The organism is Enterovibrio nigricans DSM 22720, assembly GCF_900167155.1.
In the GTDB taxonomy this organism is placed as follows: Bacteria; Pseudomonadota; Gammaproteobacteria; order Enterobacterales; family Vibrionaceae; genus Enterovibrio; species Enterovibrio nigricans.
This window is the reverse complement of record NZ_FUXU01000021.1, coordinates 19,049-37,318: the sequence shown is the minus strand read 5'-3', so window position 1 is coordinate 37,318 and position 18,270 is coordinate 19,049. Positions and strand designations below refer to the sequence as shown.

Annotated in this window: 13 protein-coding genes and 3 tRNA genes; 9 read left to right on the top strand and 7 right to left on the bottom strand. The window is 47.9% G+C overall.

Annotated features, from left to right (window positions below; all coding sequences use genetic code 11):
- Positions 1-167: 167 nt before the first annotated feature.
- Both B5D35_RS09880 and ycaO read right to left on the bottom strand, forming a co-directional pair.
- A complete protein-coding gene (locus tag B5D35_RS09880) occupies positions 168-1,712 on the bottom strand; it encodes a DUF3360 family protein (protein WP_078752418.1) in 1,545 nt (514 codons plus the stop codon).
- Positions 1,713-2,138: 426 nt separating this feature from the next.
- A complete protein-coding gene (gene ycaO, locus B5D35_RS09875) occupies positions 2,139-3,893 on the bottom strand; it encodes a 30S ribosomal protein S12 methylthiotransferase accessory factor YcaO (protein WP_078752417.1) in 1,755 nt (584 codons plus the stop codon).
- A 172-nt stretch (positions 3,894-4,065) separates the two neighbouring features.
- Here ycaO and B5D35_RS09870 point away from each other — a divergent pair, with 172 nt between their 5' ends.
- Entirely contained in the window at positions 4,066-5,220 is a 1,155-nt protein-coding gene (locus B5D35_RS09870; RefSeq protein ID WP_078752416.1) for a tetratricopeptide repeat protein, read from the top strand.
- Here B5D35_RS09870 and B5D35_RS09865 read toward each other — a convergent pair.
- Positions 5,213-6,892, bottom strand: a complete 1,680-nt coding sequence (locus B5D35_RS09865; protein ID WP_078752415.1) for an ABC transporter substrate-binding protein — start codon at positions 6,890-6,892, stop codon at positions 5,213-5,215. The genes B5D35_RS09870 and B5D35_RS09865 overlap by 8 nt on opposite strands.
- A 353-nt stretch (positions 6,893-7,245) precedes the next feature.
- Between B5D35_RS09865 and B5D35_RS09860 the strand changes: the two genes are divergently transcribed.
- The 4 genes from B5D35_RS09860 to B5D35_RS09845 all read left to right on the top strand — a co-directional run bounded on the left by B5D35_RS09860 (position 7,246) and on the right by B5D35_RS09845 (position 10,674).
- Positions 7,246-8,016: an ABC transporter ATP-binding protein gene (locus B5D35_RS09860; protein ID WP_078752414.1), complete on the top strand. Its 771-nt coding sequence runs from the start codon at positions 7,246-7,248 to the stop codon at positions 8,014-8,016.
- Between the two features lie 97 nt (positions 8,017-8,113).
- Entirely contained in the window at positions 8,114-8,878 is a 765-nt protein-coding gene (locus B5D35_RS09855; RefSeq protein WP_078752413.1) for a transporter substrate-binding domain-containing protein, read from the top strand.
- Between the two features lie 357 nt (positions 8,879-9,235).
- Positions 9,236-9,937, top strand: coding sequence for an ABC transporter permease (locus B5D35_RS09850; protein WP_078752412.1), 702 nt, complete (start codon positions 9,236-9,238; stop codon positions 9,935-9,937).
- A gap of 11 nt (positions 9,938-9,948) precedes the next feature.
- Positions 9,949-10,674 carry an ABC transporter permease gene (locus B5D35_RS09845; protein ID WP_078752411.1) on the top strand — a complete coding sequence of 242 codons (726 nt, stop codon included), beginning with the start codon at positions 9,949-9,951 and terminating at the stop codon, positions 10,672-10,674.
- A 68-nt stretch (positions 10,675-10,742) separates the two neighbouring features.
- On the opposite strand, the gene xthA is transcribed toward B5D35_RS09845, so the two are convergent.
- On the bottom strand, positions 10,743-11,549 hold the full coding sequence (gene xthA, locus B5D35_RS09840) for an exodeoxyribonuclease III (RefSeq protein ID WP_078752410.1): 807 nt from the start codon (positions 11,547-11,549) through the stop codon (positions 10,743-10,745).
- A 201-nt stretch (positions 11,550-11,750) separates the two neighbouring features.
- Here xthA and B5D35_RS09835 point away from each other — a divergent pair, with 201 nt between their 5' ends.
- Positions 11,751-12,182 carry a hypothetical protein gene (locus tag B5D35_RS09835; RefSeq protein ID WP_078752409.1) on the top strand — a complete coding sequence of 144 codons (432 nt, stop codon included), beginning with the start codon at positions 11,751-11,753 and terminating at the stop codon, positions 12,180-12,182.
- A gap of 155 nt (positions 12,183-12,337) precedes the next feature.
- A complete protein-coding gene (locus B5D35_RS09830) occupies positions 12,338-13,306 on the top strand; it encodes a glutathione S-transferase family protein (protein WP_078752408.1) in 969 nt (322 codons plus the stop codon).
- 66 nt (positions 13,307-13,372) lie between these two features.
- On the opposite strand, the gene B5D35_RS09825 is transcribed toward B5D35_RS09830, so the two are convergent.
- The 3 genes from B5D35_RS09825 to B5D35_RS09815 form a co-directional block, all read right to left on the bottom strand.
- Positions 13,373-13,457 (bottom strand) — tRNA-Tyr (locus tag B5D35_RS09825).
- A gap of 66 nt (positions 13,458-13,523) precedes the next feature.
- Positions 13,524-13,600 (bottom strand) — tRNA-Tyr (locus tag B5D35_RS09820).
- Positions 13,601-13,661: 61 nt separating this feature from the next.
- A tRNA-Tyr gene (locus B5D35_RS09815) sits at positions 13,662-13,743 on the bottom strand.
- A 311-nt stretch (positions 13,744-14,054) separates the two neighbouring features.
- On the opposite strand from B5D35_RS09815, the gene B5D35_RS09810 reads away from it, so the two are divergent.
- Positions 14,055-15,125: an efflux RND transporter periplasmic adaptor subunit gene (locus tag B5D35_RS09810; protein WP_078752407.1), complete on the top strand. Its 1,071-nt coding sequence runs from the start codon at positions 14,055-14,057 to the stop codon at positions 15,123-15,125.
- Entirely contained in the window at positions 15,126-18,254 is a 3,129-nt protein-coding gene (locus B5D35_RS09805) for a multidrug efflux RND transporter permease subunit (RefSeq protein WP_078752406.1), read from the top strand. It abuts the gene before it with no gap.
- Positions 18,255-18,270 lie beyond the last annotated feature (16 nt).

The window sequence follows — 18,270 nt, the reverse complement described above, 5'->3', positions numbered from 1 at the left end:
AGTACTTAGCAGCTTTAAACCACTCCACTGTTAAACGCAGTGGACAGTACGCGAATTAAAAAACGATAAAAGCAATAACGCTAATTCGAAACGTGCTTGATTTTACGCTCTCTTACCCAGTTTTGGATAGCAATTTGGGCAGCCAATTTAGGCTGCCCAAACGGAGATTACAGTAGAGCTGGAATGCCGTACTGGTCTTCAAACATGCCTACTGCCAGCATAGCGACCAAACAGATCACTAATACACCAACAGGGATAACGATTTTATCAACGAAAGACAGACGCTCAGCGCGCTCTTTATCGCCGATCAGACCGTTGTTGTCCAGTAGCATTGTCAGTGCCCATGCCAGTACAGGGTTAACAACCGCAGCACCGAAGATACAGATACCTGCTGCTTGTGAAGATTTAGAATCTTTCACCATCTGCATACCAGCTTCAAGTAGAGGAAGTGATACACCTACTAGCAGAGCAACGCGCATTACTGGCGGCCATACAGCGACATCCATAGGGAAGCCTAGGATAGCGATGATCATCACCAATAGACCAAGCAGGATAGAACCCGCAGGGATAGGGCGCTTCGCAATCGCTGCTGGGATCATGTACGTACCCCAAGATGACGTGATGTTACCACCACCTACCGCAGTACCTACCATCTGACGGATAGAACACATGGTCATGGTGTCATCGACATCCATCAGTACGCGTTCAGTTTTCTTCGGGTAGTTCAGCTCTTGGAAAATTCGGTGACCCAGGAAGTCTGGAGACCACATAGCAACAGCCAGAATGGCGAATGGCAACGATGCAATGAAGTGTTGGGCGTTTGGCATACCAAGCATCCAGCCTTCAGAGGTAGAACCCCACCAGTACACAGGGTTCAGGTTTGGCAAACCTGTTTCTGTTACAAATTGGATGTCAAAACCTGTACCAAGCGCAAGCGCAATAACCAGACCTGTAAATGCACAGACTGGAATCGCTAACCAACGCTTGTTGTATTTTGCAAGAAGTGCGTAAAGCGCAATGGTCACTGCAAGAACAATCAGACCTACATAGCCCATGCTACCCGCTTCAACCGTTGGCGATTGAATGCCTACAGCCCATTCTTGGATAGAGGTGATTTGGCTTACGGTACCTGTTAGACCCAGGAAGATCAGCAAGCCACCAGCAGTACCTTCAGAGGTGAGGTTAACCAGCTTGGACCCCCCTTTGAGGAAGCTCAACGCCAGACCAAAGACACCAATCAAAATTGCTAATGCAAGAGGGTGAGCACCGGCAAGAGCGATCGTGCCGATTAGAGGGATCATAGGACCATGGTTGCCTGCAAGGTTCGCGCGAGGGTTGATGAAACCCGATGCAAGAACACAGAACAGAAATGCTGGAATAAGCATTTCTACACGGGCGACTTCGATGGCGAATTGTTTACCCAGTTCGATGTGGTCCCATGCGGCTGTTAAGCCTTCGGCCCAAGACATCATTACCGCAGAGTACATCGCGATGATACCAATGGTACCAGCAAGTGCAGGAACAAGGTCTTCGAGCTCGAAACGGAAGTCACGGCCAGGAAGGTTTAGCTTGTAGCGGCGCGGGTTCATGATTTGAAGTTCGTGGTCCAGATAATCTGAACGTGTTGCGAACTCGGAAGCCGGACGGTGCTTAGCTTGGTATTCGCTTTGCGCCTGGTCGCCAGCTTGCTCTGATGGAGCTTGGATTGACATAAAGTCCTCTTCGTACAAAAGCAATCAATGCAGATAGAGCCTCTCACATTGTTAGAATTTTGCTTGGCGATTTAGGCTGCCAAAAACGTGTTCGTGTGAGGCTAAAATTAGTTACTGAAATACTAACAAAGGTGTCTTTTGTAAACTTGATTTAGATCATTTTCGTGAAAATAAATTACAAGCTGGATGGTTTGAAAATAACAAAATGTGACCTGGGAGAGGATTTAATCGACATAATTAGGGCTGTAAATGATTATTTTGTAATTAAATTACAGTTTGAGGTGGTTGGGATGTGCTATAAATGCGTGGTGAACCCGCGATTATACTGTGAATGTTGAAGAGTAGAGAGTGTGGCGAGAAAAGGTTGCAAAGCTGGTCACAGACAAATGACCAGCTTAGTTATTGTTACTGTTGCGATGGTGGGGCTCAGCTCGCAGCGCGAGACTTGGCTACCTGAAGCTTATGGTACGAACCAAGCAGCTTTTGATGCGCACTAAAGCTCGTCAAGTCTGGCTCTGGCGCTTCAAGACCAAAGAAGCGGATGTCACCGGTAATGGAGCTCCATACCGCTTCCGTGATCGCGTTACCATAGATGAAGCCAAATGCACGACGATATTCCGCGGGATCACGATTTTCATCTTGCGCCAGCTCAAGACTCGCGATCAGGCAACGCATAAAGTTCAGACGTTCTTTGCTATAGATTGTAGCGTTGTACTCTAAACTCCAAGCGGCAAACTCTTGCGTTGATTCTAGATCGCCCATCGCAAGCGCTAACAGACATTTCAGCTCGCCAATGGTCAGTGATTTCCAAGCACTGCCAGCATCAGGTGCAATGCCCATCAGTTCGCACACCATGTAGCTGTCGTCAAAGTCTGACATTTCCAGCACATCAAACAGTGATTCGACTTCCTCGTCAGCAAAACCAGTTGCCAACAACATGCTCATTGCATCACGCAAGTCAGTGCCACGGTTGTTGTTGCACAATTGTACTTCTTCCGGTGGGTATATTTCTGACCAGCCTGGAACGATGATACGGCAGCAATTCACACCTAAGTGGTCATAGTCCGCGATGTAAGCATCGGCGTCTTCTGCGTGTAGTTTGCCAAGCAGCCATTCCACCTCTTCCTCAGACGTGCCGTCGAAGTTCCACTCGGTGAAAGCGTAATCAGGTGTGTCTTTAAACATGTCCCAAGATACGGTGCCTGACGAGTCAATGAAATGAGTTTCGAGGTTGTGGTGATCTGCCACATCTTCGTCGTGGAACGAAGGTGCTTCGAACACGTCCAAATCCTTCAGGCCTCGGCCTTGCAGCAACTCGGTGACAGTACGTTCTAGTGCAACCTGAAAACGAGGGTGTGCACCCCAAGACGTGAAACAAGTGCCGTTGTTCGGGTTAAACAAAGTGACACAAACAACAGGGTAGTTACCGCCCATCGATGCATCATAAACACCAATAGGGAATCCTTCTTCTACCAAGGCGTCAATCGATGCTTTGATACTTGGGTATTGAGCGATCACCGCTTCTGGGATTTCTGGCATGCTGATGCGTTGGGCAATGATGCGATTTTTGATTGCACGTTCGAACACTTCTGATAGACCTTGGCTACGCGCTTCAGTCTTCGTGTTGCCGGCAGACATGCCGTTAGAGACATACAGGTTACCGATAATATTCATAGGAACATATACGGTTTGTTGGTCGGCCTGACGAGTAAACGGCAGGGCACAGATACCGCGCTCTTCATTGCCCGATTGAAGGTCAATCAGATCACTGGCATTTAGCATTTCTTCTGGATCGTAAAACGCGCGCATTGCGTCATCCAGAAGGGCTTCTGGCAGAGTGTCATCATCGGTCAATGGAAACCATTTTTCGTTCGGGTAATGAACGAAAGGTGATTCAGCGATGTCCTGACCCAAGTAGAAATCGGCGTAAAAATAGTTGCATGACAGACGTTCGAAATATTCGCCAAGTGCAGAAGCCAGTGCCGCCTTTTTGCTGGCACCTTTGCCGTTGGTGAAGTTCATCGGCGCATCAACATCACGGACATGCACAGACCAGACATTCGGTACCGGATTAAGCCATGAAACAGGCTCTACATTGAAACCTGCGACTTTCAATTTGGCTTCAAACGCATTGATGGATTCTTCTAAAGCGGCGTCTTTACCGGGAATATAAGTTTTCATGGGATTCTCTGTCTCTTTTTAAGGCGCGAAGTATATACGAGGTATATATACCAACATAGAGGTTACGAATATTTTGATATGTTGCGTGCATGCAAAAAATAGAGGATTCTCAAGGCTAAGGTTGTACGATCTGCGTTATAGTCGAGATATCAATTCGTTATTGGCAAGGGACATGAACAATTTCGGCATAGCCATCTTTATCATGGGAGTCAGTTTTTCCGCGCAAGCGAGCGATCCTGATTTTTCTCGACACCTTAGCCATATCGAACAACTGTTGTCGAAAGATGAACTCACTGAAGCCGCTTCAATCGCGAAAGCTCTCGTTGCAGATAATGATGAACAGGCAGCGCTACACCAGCGTTTACTGGGATATATTTACCTTAGTGAAGGAAATTACGACCGAGCCTACCTTGCCTATACCAGTGCACTGAAATACAGAAAGCTGCCAGAAAGCCTGCGGCAAGACACACTGGGCGCATTAGTGTCTTTATCAATGAAACGTGGAAAGCCAGAAGTTGCGATTCAATACAGCCGGATGTATCTCAGTGGTTTCCCCCCTTATCAGCCCGTTGAGCAGTTGTATACGCGAGCGCTGTTTGCGGCGCAAAACTACCCTGAGGCACTTAAGCAAGCGAATGCCGTCATTGCTGGGTATTCTGATATTCCAGAGTTTATCTGGCAGATAAAAGCATTGAGCGAGGAGCAGCTTGGTCAACAGCGTGCGTTAATTAATACCACGCGTGAATTGCAACAACGCTTCGGTGAAGATATTCGGTGGCAACGCAAGCAGGCGGCTGCGCTTGCCTATCTTGGGAGCGCGAGAAAAGCACTGTCCATTATGGAAGCGGTGCCTAGCGACGTGTTAACACACAATGACTATTTAGACCTTGCCCGCTATGCCAGCAGAACGGGAGACCCAGATGCCGCGATAGCGTGGCTAAACAAAGGTACCGAAGCGCGTGTTGTCGTTGTAGACCGAGCCGTGAACAAAACGCGGTTGGAATATAAGATGCAGGCAGCACGATGGATGGATGCTTGGGACATTGCCTCTGACTTAAATAAGCAGCCAGAAATCCCTTTGTTAAAGGCACAATGCAAGATTGCTTCACAACTGCAAAAATGGGATGCCGCGGCCATACTTGCTCAGCAAGCCATTGATCTCGGGGCACACAGTGATCCTTTCTTGTGGGAAATACTCGGTTACAGTGCAATGAAAACCCATCAGCTTGAGCTTTCGCGTTCGGCCTATTTGAAGCTTAAGCAGCTAGATCCCGAAGGCGAAGCCGATATCTGGCTTAAAACCTTGGATTTAATCAAAACTAATTAAGCCATTTTTTATCTTGATTGCGAAAAATAATCGGGTCAATGGGCTTCAAATCAAGAATTTGGATGAGCCGTGCTCTTTCGGTATACCAAATGGGAGGGACGTTGGGTTTCCCATTGGGTTTCACTCGCCATCCCGCAAACCGTGATGTTGTGAACTCTACTGTGTTGAGTTTGTAATACAGCGGCACCGTCACCTGTTGCTCTGCAATAATCAGATGAAGATCGTTAATGATAGCCACTTGCTCTTGTTTGTTGGTGGTCAACAGGAACGCATCGAGTAATGTATCAACGTCTTTATTTACGTATTTGTGCTGCGCGAAACGTGGATATGTCGCTGTTTGATACGCGCTGTTAAAGGCAGAATCTAAGTACCTATATGGGGTCAAACCAGAAAAATAGTTGGTGATACCAATATCAAACTTCCCTTTGCAAAGACGATCGATATAAACGGGAAGCGGCAAGGCGATAGCCCTGACGTCGAGTCCAATTTGCCTCAACATGTCGCTGGCCACATTTGCAGCCGAAGTGAAATCTGTCCACTCTATCGGTGCAACGATGGACAAGAAGAATGGTTTGCCGGAGGGAAGATCGCGAAAGCCATCTCCATCTCTATCCACAATACCCGCCTCATCGAGCAACCGCTGCGCTGCATCCGGATGGTAGCGGATATAATAAAGGTGTTGTTCGGCCGACGTGTCTGATACCCACTCATCGAACTTAGATTCCAACCCACTGGCAAATGTTGCTTTCTGGCCTTGACCGAAAAGGGCGACATTAATCAGCGTGTCTCTTTCCAATCCCATTGATATTGCACGGCGGAATCGAATGTCATTAATCGTATTTCGAACTTCTTCGTCAGGATGCTTAAAATTGAGCATCAAACTCACAACGGTCGAAGGCCGATGAAAGTAGTGATAGTTAGGAGAGTAAGAGGCGTAGTTACGGTCGATATCCGGAATAAAGGCACTTGCCCAATCAAACTCACCACTGCTTAACCGAGAAATAAGTTCATCATTTGTTCTCACCATTGGGTAGCGAATACAATCAACTTTCAACTCGTCTTTTTGCCAATATAGTTCGTTGCGGCATTGGACGATGTTGTTGCTACTGAAGGCTTTTATGGTGGTGAAAGGGCCTGAGCCAACCGGAGTTGGGTTTGTGTAATCTAACTTATTATCCACGTTTTCCCATTGATGCCTGGGAACGATCACTGCCGACGCAATTTTTTGAGCGATCTGTGCATTTGGGCGAACTAACGAGATGTAGACCTCATTTTCGTTATAGACCTCAATATGGCTGAGCCACCCTCCAAGTGAATCATAATCCAATTTGGGCTCTTGTTTTAATAGCTGTAATGAGTAGGCCACATCATCGGCGGTAAAAGGCATGCCATCTGACCATTTAATGCCTTTTCTCAGCGTAATGGTGATCCCTTTTAAGTCTTTGTCTAATTGAAACTTTTCGGCAAGACGGTAGTGAACCTCATTTTCTTCATAAATGTAGAGGTACTCAAAGACGAAATCTTTGGTGGTTGCGAGAGCGTCGGCACGGAAGGGATTGTAGTTGCGGACAAAGCCACTCGATAGGTCGGGCATTATCGTTAGCATATTTGGCGCTGATTCGGCAGCAAATGCAATTGCCCAACAGCATGTTGAAAGCAAGCGAAGCAACATGGCTCAATCTTCTCTGAATTTAAAGAATATTTTTGTTACCACCCTACATCAAGCCAAAAGTCTCATCAATGAGATTAGCGTCCGCTGGTGTTGATATGGGTTGCGTAATTATGCGAAAAAATCGACTTAATTATTGCTTTTACATGGGTTAACAATTTGTTGCCACATAAGGATTTGGATGTTACGTTTACATAAATTGGCTTAATTAGTGAAATGTATTGCTGAAGCAGCTGAAAATAATAAAAAGGTCATTATTAACATCTCGTAGAGGTGGCTAGGTCTCAATAAATGCATGAGGATCCGCTTTGCGGCCACCCAGCGATACATATAAAAATGAGACAGGAGTCAAGCGCATGAAGGACGCAGTGGCGCTTCAAATAAGAGATTTGCACAAAACTTTTGGGCAACATGAAGTGCTTAAAGGTATTTCTCTCGACGCCAACAGAGGCGACGTGATTTCGATTATCGGCTCTTCCGGTTCTGGAAAGAGCACCTTTCTTCGTTGTATCAATCTTCTCGAAACGCCAACCAGTGGTGAGATCTGGGTCAATGGTGAGCTCATAGAAATGAAAAACGGCCGCGGTGGTCAAGCTGTGCCCGTGGATGAAAAGCAAGTGCAACGTATTCGCTCCCGCCTCGCAATGGTCTTCCAAGGGTTCAATTTATGGTCCCACATGACAGTCATGGAAAATGTCGTTGAAGCCCCCATTCATGTTTTGGGTGTGCCGAAAGCGGAAGCCTATGAGCGTGCGGAAGCCTACTTGAAGCGCGTTGGATTGTGGGAGCGCCGCGACTATTATCCCGGTCATTTATCTGGCGGCCAGCAGCAACGAGCAGCCATCGCACGCGCGTTAGCCGTTGAACCTGAGGTCTTGCTTTTTGATGAACCCACTTCAGCACTTGACCCCGAACTGGTGGGTGAAGTGCTCAATGTAATGAAAAGTCTTGCCGAAGAAGGGCGCACCATGTTGGTTGTGACACACGAAATGGCGTTTGCTCGTGATGTGTCCAGTCACGTCATGTTTTTGCATCAAGGCTTAGTGGAAGAGCAAGGTAACCCTGAAAAGCTGTTTACCCAGCCCGAGTCTGAACGTTTACAACAGTTCATCTCGTCCATCTACTGAGTTTTATTTACACCCAACTACCGCTTATTGATACGAGTACCGCAGGTGGAGATGGAGTTGTACCACCTGACAATAAAATCCATAAGGAGACAGAAAGATGAAAAAATGGTTAGTTGCTGTTGCAGTGACTGCTGCTCTTGGCGCGACAGCTGTTCAAGCAAAAGAATGGAAAGATGTGCGCATCGCTGTGGACGTACCTTATGAACCTTTCGAATATAAAGCGCCGGACGGCACCCTGACAGGCTTCGAAGTTGATCTCGGCAATGCAGTTTGTGAAAACGCAAAGCTTAACTGTAGTTGGGTTGTTCAGGCGTGGGATGGCATCATTCCTGGCTTAAAAGCGCGTAAATACGACGTTATCTTCTCGTCAATGTCTGTCACGCCAGAGCGGGCAAAACAGGTACTGTTCTCCGAACCGTACTACAACACCCCTAGCGGCTATTTTGCACCTAAAGGTACGACGATAAACCCATCAGATGCTTCGTCACTCGAAGGCAAGCGAATTGGTGTTCAGCGCGGTACCATCCAAGATACGCACGCAACAGACACTTTCGGCAAAGTGGCTGAAGTGAAACGCTACACCACAGGCGATGATCTGGTGTTGGATCTTCAGGGTGGTCGTCTGGACATCGTATTGATTGATTTCCCAGTTGGTGAAGCGTCAATTCTTGGTGGTAAAGACGGTGATACGTTTACAGCCGTGGGTGAAAATATCCAATTGGGCGGTGGTGTCGGTGCTGCATTCCGTAAGCGTGACAAAGACCTTGCGGGTATCTTTAACGAGTCGCTGGCGGAAGTGAAGGCGAACGGTACGTATGATGAGATTCGTAAGAAGTATTTTGCTTACGACATCAAAATGTAAACCTGCATTGCTGGTCATAGATGGCACTGTATCGGCGTTAACTGCGCAAACTCGCTTGGTCACTTAGTGAACTAAGCTCCCGGCATTCGTTTGCTTGTTGCCTTGATACAGCACCATCTATTTACAGCAATTTCTATAGGCGGGGCTATAGCTTGGGTTACTTGTTCAATGCCTTGCCTTAGCTCCAACTGTTTTGCAGGATACTTGTCAGCTATAGACAGCAATTTCTTCAGATCTATGGATGACAAAAAGCCCAAAGGGAGCGGGTTCGCTCCCTTTCGACTGATAAGCGAAAACGAAATACAAGAGTCATAAAGCGGTCGTTTCGTTGTCAGTGAACTCGTGCAGGAGGAAAGGATGTTAGATCTGCATGGCTATGGCCCATCCATTTTTATGGGGGCGATTTTAACCGTTGAATTAGCGGTGTTGTCGGCGTTTATCGCAGTGTTATTGGGATTGATAACGGCGTTAGCTAGGTTATCGCACAACCCTGTTGCTCGTGGTGTTGCGACGGTGTACTCCACCGTGGTGCGAGGTGTGCCGGATCTGGTGTTGATGCTGCTCATCTTTTTCGGCGTCCAAATCATGCTGAATAATTTTTCTGATTGGTTGTACGAAGCGTATGAAATTGATGTGTTCTTTAACGTTGATGAGTTTACCGCGGGTGTTGCCACCATTGGATTTATCTTCGGTGCCTATATGGCGGAGACATTTCGTGGGGCATTTCTTGCAGTCGATAGAGGCCAATTGGAAGCGGGCACGGCGTATGGCATGAGCCGGTGGATGGTCTTTCGCAGAATCATGTTTCCGCAGATGATGCGCCACGCTTTGCCAGGCATTGGTAACAATTGGCTGGTGCTCGTGAAAACGACAGCACTGGTGTCGGTCATCGGGCTTGCGGATATGACGCGTCTTGCGAAAGAAGCCGCGGGTGCAGTGAATGAACCGTTCAAGTTCTTTATTCCTGTCGCCATTGTTTATCTGCTTATCACGTCCGTTTCTGAATTGGGGCTCAAAAGATTAGAGCGTAAATTCAGCGCGGGTGTCGTTAGAGGTTGAGGAGATAAAGCATGTTAGAGTCCATTTACGCCTTTCTCGATCAAAACGAGATATTCAATTCGACCACTATCTTGCATTACTGGGATGGGTTAACGGTCACCGTGCAGCTGGTGTTTCTGTCGCTGGTGTTAGGGTTACTGTTGTCCGTACCGTTAGCAGTGGCCAGAACGTCTAAAAACCCGTGGATTAACCGTCCGGTATGGATTTTTGTCTATGTCTTCCGCGGGACGCCACTGCTTATCCAGCTTTATATTATTTACTATGGCGTAGCGACGATTGAAGGCATTCAACAGTCGTTTTTCTGGCCAATCGTTGAAGATGCGTTTTACCCGTGTTTGATGGCATTTGTACTGAATACCGCCGCGTACACGACGGAAATTTTGCGCGGGGCGATGGTCGCAACGTCTCGTGGGGAAATAGAAGCGGGCAAAGCTTACGGCATGTCACGGTTTACCATTTTACATCGGATAATTTTACCATCAGCATTTCGGCGTGCACTGCCTGCATACAGCAATGAAGTGATTTTCATGCTGCATGCGAGTTCGATTGCCTCTGTGGTGACGATCATTGATTTGACCGGAGCTGCACGTGATATTTATGCGCGTTTTTATGCCCCGTTTGATGCTTTCTTGTTTGTCGCCGCAATTTACCTCTGCCTGACGTTTACTATCGTGTACGGTTTTAAACGCTTAGAGCACCACTGGCATCGCCATTTAAGGCCGCTTGAAACGAAGTAATCTTGCGTAGCGCCAAATAAAAAGCCAGCTCAAAGAGCTGGCTTTTTATTCCTGCATAGGACCTGAACTTATTTGAACGAAGCCCAAATTGGCGCGTGATCAGACGGCTTTTCAATGCCGCGTAGTTCATAATCAATGCCAGTATCAACACATTCAGCAGCCAGAGAAGGCGTTGCCAATATCACATCAATACGCAGGCCACGGTTATCATCAAAGCCGCGAGAGCGATAATCAAACCACGAGAATTTGTCGTCTGCGTCTGGGAATTGTTGACGGAAGGTGTCGACAAAGCCCCAATTCATAAGAGTCGCTAGCATTTCACGCTCTTCAGGTTGGAAAGAACATTTACCCGTTTTCAACCAGCGTTTGCGGTTTACTTCACCAATACCAATGTCCAAATCAATTGGGCTGATGTTGATATCACCCATCACAATGACTTTTTCATCATTGGTGTGTGCATCATTTAAATAAGTCATCAAGTCTTTGTAGAATTTGCGCTTTGCTGGGTACTTGGTCTCATGCGCGATGTTTTCACCTTGTGGGAAGTAGCCGTTCAGCACAGTGATTTTGCTGCCATCCTCTTGCTCAAACGTCGCCATGATCATACGGCGTTGGGCTTCATCATCGTCAGTCGGGAACCCTTTTTGCACGTGCGCTGGCTCTGTTTTACACAACATGGCAACGCCGTAATGTGCTTTTTGCCCGTGGAAATACACCTTGTAACCCATCGCTTCAACATCTTCGACAGGGAAAGCTTCATCGTGCACTTTGATCTCTTGAAGGCCGATCACATCTGGCTTGTGCTTCTCGATAAGTGCTTGAAGTTGATGAAGACGAGCGCGCAATCCGTTGATATTAAATGAAATGACTTTCATGCTGACTAACTTCTCTTTTGGTTCGAGTGCATTGAGTGCTGATAGTGTATCTGAAACTAAAACGTTTAGCTGAACAATAACAATACCTTGCTTTAATGAGAATGCGGCGAAGTCTCAGCTTTGCAACTATGCTTTGAATAAATAATGCATAGGCCACTCAAAGCCTTACTTACATTGTGCAAATTGGACGGAGGCGTTTAAATGAAATTGCGTACGCTCATGAAATCCCTGACCGTAATACTTGCTCCCTTTGCTTTGTTGGGGTGCAGCGAATACGGGGACTTCACACAATTGCAAATCTGTAAGGCAAGTCTTGCGGCAATCAAAGGAAAAAGCCCGTCTATCATGAGTGTCGACAAGACGGAAGTTGATGCAGATACGGAGTTGGATATCTTTCATATCTCCTATAAACGTCCTGACGATGGCAAGAAGTGGCTTTACCGCTGCAAAGTCGATAAAACGCGCGCAGTATGGTCCCAAGGTCAGGACGGGCGTTGGCGCGATCAAGCGCAAGACCCAACAATTCGATTCACCATTGATGGTGATGAAATTGAAATCCATGAGACATTTCCAGATGGCAGTGCGTCGTTTAATGTGACCTACAATATCTCCATGCTGGGCGGTAAATCATAACTCTCTTCTCTTCGCCCCTGAATTCTCGGGGCGATTCTCCCTCTATTTGAACGTTGTCTTCGTCGAATTATTCGAACAACTTTGACAACTCCCTTCCGCTGACATCATTTAACAACGCCTTTATGCTGTGGGAATACAGAGTAAGGAGAGCAAGCATGGGCAAATTAGTCGACGGTGTATGGCATGATGTCTGGTATGACACAAAATCATCAAACGGAAAGTTCGTCCGTGAAGATGCAGGTTTTCGTTCTTGGGTAACTGCCAGTGGTGAAGCAGGGCCAACAGGAGTGGGGGGATTCAAGGCAGAATCTGGTCGCTATCATCTCTATGTATCACTGGCGTGTCCATGGGCGCACCGTACGCTGATTTTCCGCAAGCTGAAAAGGTTAGAGTCTCACATTTCTGTTTCTGTGGTGAGCCCAGATATGTTGGAAAAAGGCTGGCAGTTTGACGAGCCAGAGCCTCTCTATGGTTTCAACTACATGCATCAGGTGTATTCGAAAGCCAAGTCGGATTATACCGGCCGTGTAACGGTGCCAGTGCTTTGGGACAAGAAGACCGAAACCATTGTCAGCAACGAATCCTCTGAAATTATCCGAATGTTCAATACTGCGTTTAACGACCTGACAGGCAACACGGATGACTATTATTCTGATGCAATGAAAGATGCCATTGATGAATGGAATGCATTTGTGTATCCAAACATTAATAACGGTGTCTATCGTAGCGGGTTTGCAACGACACAAGATGCGTACGAAGAAGCCTACGACAACCTGTTTTCGGCATTGGATAAAGTGGATGCGCATTTGGCAACCAGCCGCTATTTAGCGGGGAATCAAATCACCGAAGCAGATTGGCGATTGTTTACAACACTGGTGCGTTTTGACCCTGTGTATGTGGGGCACTTTAAATGCAATAAGCAGCAAATTGCGCAGTACGACAATATCTTTGGGTATCTGAAAGAGTTGTATCAAGTGGAAGGCGTGGCTGACACCGTCAACATGCACCACATTAAGCGTCATTACTATTACAGTCATGCGACGATTAACCCAACACGTATCGTACCCAAAGGCCCGGAGCAGGATTTGTGGGCACCGCATGGACGTGAAGCTATTGGGCGTTAGTTTGTTGATAGTTGACAGGACGTTTGAAATGAAAAAAGCCAGCTCAATGAGCTGGCTTTCAAATGATGGTGGTGGGAGAAGGATTCGAACCTTCGAAGGCGGAGCCGTCAGATTTACAGTCTGATCCCTTTGGCCACTCGGGAATCCCACCACGAGTTATTCTGATTGTATGCTGCGTTGCGGAAATCGATACGAACATCGCCACGAAGCTAAAAGATGGTGGTGGGAGAAGGATTCGAAGGCGGAGCCGTCAGATTTACAGTCTGATCCCTTTGGCCACTCGGGAATCCCACCACGAGTTATTCTGATTGTATGCTGCGTTGCGGAAATCGATACGAACATCGCCACGAAGCTAAAATGGGAGAAGGATTCGAACCTTCGAAGGCGGAGCCGTCAGATTTACAGTCTGATCCCTTTGGCCACTCGGGAATCCCACCACGCTGTGCGGGGCGCATATTATCAAACGAAACATGTCTGTAAAGCACTTTTCTTGAAAACACCGTGCGTTTGCTGTTTTTTTCGGCGTTAGTGTGTTTTGGGTATACAGAAAATGGGATTTTGTTGATAGAAGGCAATCTAATTCCCCGCAATTTAGGTAATTCTCTGCAATAAACCCAGCTCCATCAGTTCGATGGGGAAGACATGCTGTTCTGGCGCGGGTATTTCTTTTTATAGATTTACATTTCTTTACCGCACGCGAGATAGGCATGAAGTAGACTATCGCGAGTTGTCATTTACGGTTATCACAATGAAGAATAAAGTCCTTTTCACAGCAGTCGTTGTGCTTGGCACCGCCAGCTATTTTGCTTGGCCAGGTAAAGCTGAAGCAGAAGATACTCCGGCCCCAAATCGAGCGCGTCCAGCCATTGCTGTCGCGACTGCGCAAGTGCAAGAGCACCCAGTTGCTCGCAGCCTCTCTTTGATAGGCAATCTGAAATCTGAAAACTCTGTTGTTATCGCACCAGAGCTAGGTGGCAAGATTGCGTCTGTGCGGGTGAAAGCCGGGCAGCGTGTAGAAGAGGGCGCAACACTCTTTACGTTGGATTCAGCCAAATCTCAGGCTTCAGTTTCTGAAGCGCAAGCATTCTATAAAGATGAACAACGTAAACTAGGCGAGTTTTCCAAGCTTCTTAAACGAGGGGCATTGACCAAAACCGAGTTAGATGCACAACAAACCAACGTTGATATTGCGAAAGCGCGTCTGGATGCTGCCCAAGCTGATCTAAACGACCACCAAATCACCGCACCGTTTGCGGGCACTGTCGGCCTTATCGATATTACCCGTGGGCAATTGGTGACAGCGGGTGAAGCATTGGTAAACCTTGATGATCTCTCTTTGATGCAACTGGACGTTAACGTGCCAGAGCAATACCTGAGTGAATTGGACAATGACATCGACGTTTCGGCGAAGTCAAAGGCGTGGAAAGGGAAGAGTTTTGAGGGTGAATTGGCTGCGGTTGATTCTCGCGTAAACAATGACTCGTTGAACCTTCGTGCGCGCATCAACATTGATAACCAAGAGCGTTTACTGCGTCCCGGCATGATGATGGAAGCGACCTTGGCGTTTGAGCCACAAGTGAATGCCATTATTCCTGTTCAGGCGATCGAATACTCCGGCACGAAGCGCTTTGTGTACCTTGTAGATGACGCCGGTATTGCACATCGCACTGAAGTGAAACTGGGTGCGCGTGTAGAAAACAGCGTCACGGTAGAAAGTGGCCTGGAACTGGGTGACCGCATTGTTGTTCAAGGTCTGGTAAGTATGCGTGATGGCACTAAAGTGAACGATTTGACCGCAGCCAAGGGCGAGGACAAATAAATGTGGCTCTCGGATGTCTCCGTTAAGCGACCGGTCGTCGCCATCGTTCTGAGCTTGCTATTGATTGTCTTTGGTATCGTATCGTTCAGTAAGCTGGCGGTACGTGAATACCCGGATATTGACAGCCCTGTTGTGTCAGTACTGACCATTTATTCTGGTGCCTCCGCCAGCATCATGGAAAGCCAAATCACGCAGGTTCTGGAAGATGAACTTTCCGGTATTAGTGGCATCGAAGAAATCACTTCGGTGAGCCGTAATGGTATGTCGCGCATTACCGTGGAATTCAATATTGATTGGGACCTGACGGAAGGCGTGAGTGACGTGCGTGATGCGGTAGCGCGTGCGCAGCGTCGATTGCCTGACGAAGCCAACGAACCTATCGTGTCGAAGTCCAACGGTTCAGGTGAAGCCTCCATTTATATCAACCTTGCTTCATCGGAAATGGATCGCACCCAGATGACCGAGTACGCGCAACGCGTGCTGGAAGACAAATTCGGCCTATTGAATGGCGTGAGTTCGGTCGAGCTCTACGGCGCACTCTATAAAGTGATGTATGTGCGTTTAGACCCGATTTCAATGGCGGGTCGCGGTGTCACTACACAAGACATTACCGCCGCTCTGCGCAGTGAAAACCTGGAAAGTCCGGGCGGTGAAATTCGTAACGACGTCACTAAGATGACTGTTCGCACTGAGCGTTTATATCAAACGCCTGAAGATTTTGGTTATCTGGTTGTGCGCACTGCAAGCGACGGCAGCCTTATCTACCTAAAAGATGTGGCGGATGTGTACATCGGGTCTCAGAACGAAAATGCGACCTACAAGAACAACGGCATCAACAACCTGAGTTTGGGCATTGTGCCTCAGTCCGATGCGAACCCATTGGATGTGGCAGTTGGCGTTCGTCAGTTGGTTGATGAAATGCAGCCGTTCCTGCCAGTCGGTACCAGTCTTTGGGTGGACTATGATTCTACCGTGTTCATCGAACGCTCAATCGCTGAGGTATACAGCACCCTGTTTGTGACGGGCGGTCTGGTTGTCCTGATTCTTTACATCTTTATCGGTCAGGCTCGTGCGACACTGATCCCTGCGGTCACCGTGCCAGTATCATTGATCTCGGCATTTATCGCGGCGTATTTCTTAGGCTTCTCGATTAACCTTCTGACATTGATGGCACTGATCCTCGCTATCGGTCTGGTGGTGGATGATGCGATCGTTGTGGTCGAAAACATGTTCCACCATTTGGAAAAAGGCGATACGCCGCTGGTGGCTGCCTTTAATGGTACCCGTGAAGTCGGTTTTGCTGTTGTCGCAACGACCGCCGTACTGGTGATGGTTTTCCTGCCAATCTCTTTTATGGACGGTATGGTCGGCAAGATGTTTACCGAGTTCGCGGTATTGCTGGCAATGGCGGTCATTTTCTCGTCGGTTGTTGCACTGACGCTGACCCCAGTGCTGGGCAGTAAAATCCTCAAAGCCAACGTCAAACGCAGCGGATTCAACCGTATGGTTGATGCCATGTTTGACTGCTTAGAGCGTGGTTATCGCTCTGTGGTGACCTTCTCGGTAAAAGCGCGTCTTGCTGCACCGCTGGTAATTCTGGCCTGTATTGGCGGTAGCTTTGCGTTGATGAAAGCACTACCGGCAGAACTGGTTCCACAAGAAGACCGCGGTGTACTGATGGCCTTTGTAAAAGGTGCAGAAGGTACAGCGTACAACCGTATGGTTGGCAACATGGAAGAAGTAGAGCGTCGACTGTTGCCATTGGTTGATGAAGGTCTGCTGACATCAGTGAGCTTACAGGCTCCAGCGTTTGGCGGTATGGCGGGAGACCAGACAGGTTTCGTGATCATGCAGCTGGATGATTGGGATAACCGTGACGTGACAGCAGATTACGTGCTGGGCCGTGTGCAAAAAGCTTTGTCCGGTATTCCTGATATTTTTGTTCGCGCTTTTATTCCGGGTTTCCGCGGTGGCTCCAGTGAGCCTGTTCAGTTTGTGCTTGGTGGTCCTGACTACCAAGAGCTGAATAAGTGGGCGCAGATGCTGTTAGATGAAGCGAAAGCGAGCCCAATATTGCGTGGCGCAGATTTGGATTACGCAGAAACCACGCCAGAGCTGGTGGTCAAAATCGACCGTAAACGTGCTGCAGAGCTGGGTATCAGTGTTGATGCCGTGTCTAACACCATGGAAACCATGCTGGGTGGTAGTACAGAAACAACGTTTGTTGACCGTGGTGAAGAGTTCGACGTTTACCTGCGCGGTGACGAATCTCGCTTTAGCAGCAAAGATGACCTGAGCCAGATTTACATGCGCACCCGCACCGGTGATCTGGTGAGCTTGGATACCTTGGCAGAAGTAGAAGAAGTCGCGTCAGCGCAGATGCTTCGTCACTTCAACAAGCAAAAAGCCATCACGTTGAAAGCAAACTTGGGCGAGGGCTACACCTTGGGTGATGCGTTGGCGTTCTTGGATGGCAAAGCCATTGAACTGCTGCCTTCTGATATCACGATCAGTTATGCGGGTGAATCTGCTGAATTTAAAGACAACCAAAGCAGCATGCTGGCGGTCTTTGGTTTGGCGTTGCTGGTTGCTTACCTTGTGCTTGCCGCGCAGTTTGAAAGCTTTATCAACCCACTGGTAGTGATGTTAACCGTCCCGATGGGTATTTTTGGTGGCTTGGTCGGTCTGAAATTTGCGGAGTTGGGTCTCAATATCTATTCGCAGATCGGCATGATCATGCTGATAGGTATGGTAACCAAGAACGGTATCTTGATCGTTGAGTTTGCGAACCAGCTTCGTGACCGTGGCGTTGCGTTTGAACAAGCGATCATTGATGCGTCCGTTCGTCGTCTGCGCCCAATCATGATGACAGCGTTTACCACCATCATCGGCGCAATCCCGTTGATCGTCTCAACCGGTGCAGGTTTTGAAAGCCGCGTTGCAGTAGGTGCCGTGATTTTTGCGGGCATGTCATTTGCGACTGCCGTAACGCTCATCGTGATCCCTGCCATGTATCGTCTGTTGTCTGCGAAAACACAATCGCCAGGGTATGTGGAAGCGCAATTGAATGCCGAACTGAAGGCCATGCAGCCGCATCGTCACAGTCACGGTGATTTCAACGCGAAATAAAACGCACCGCTACCTG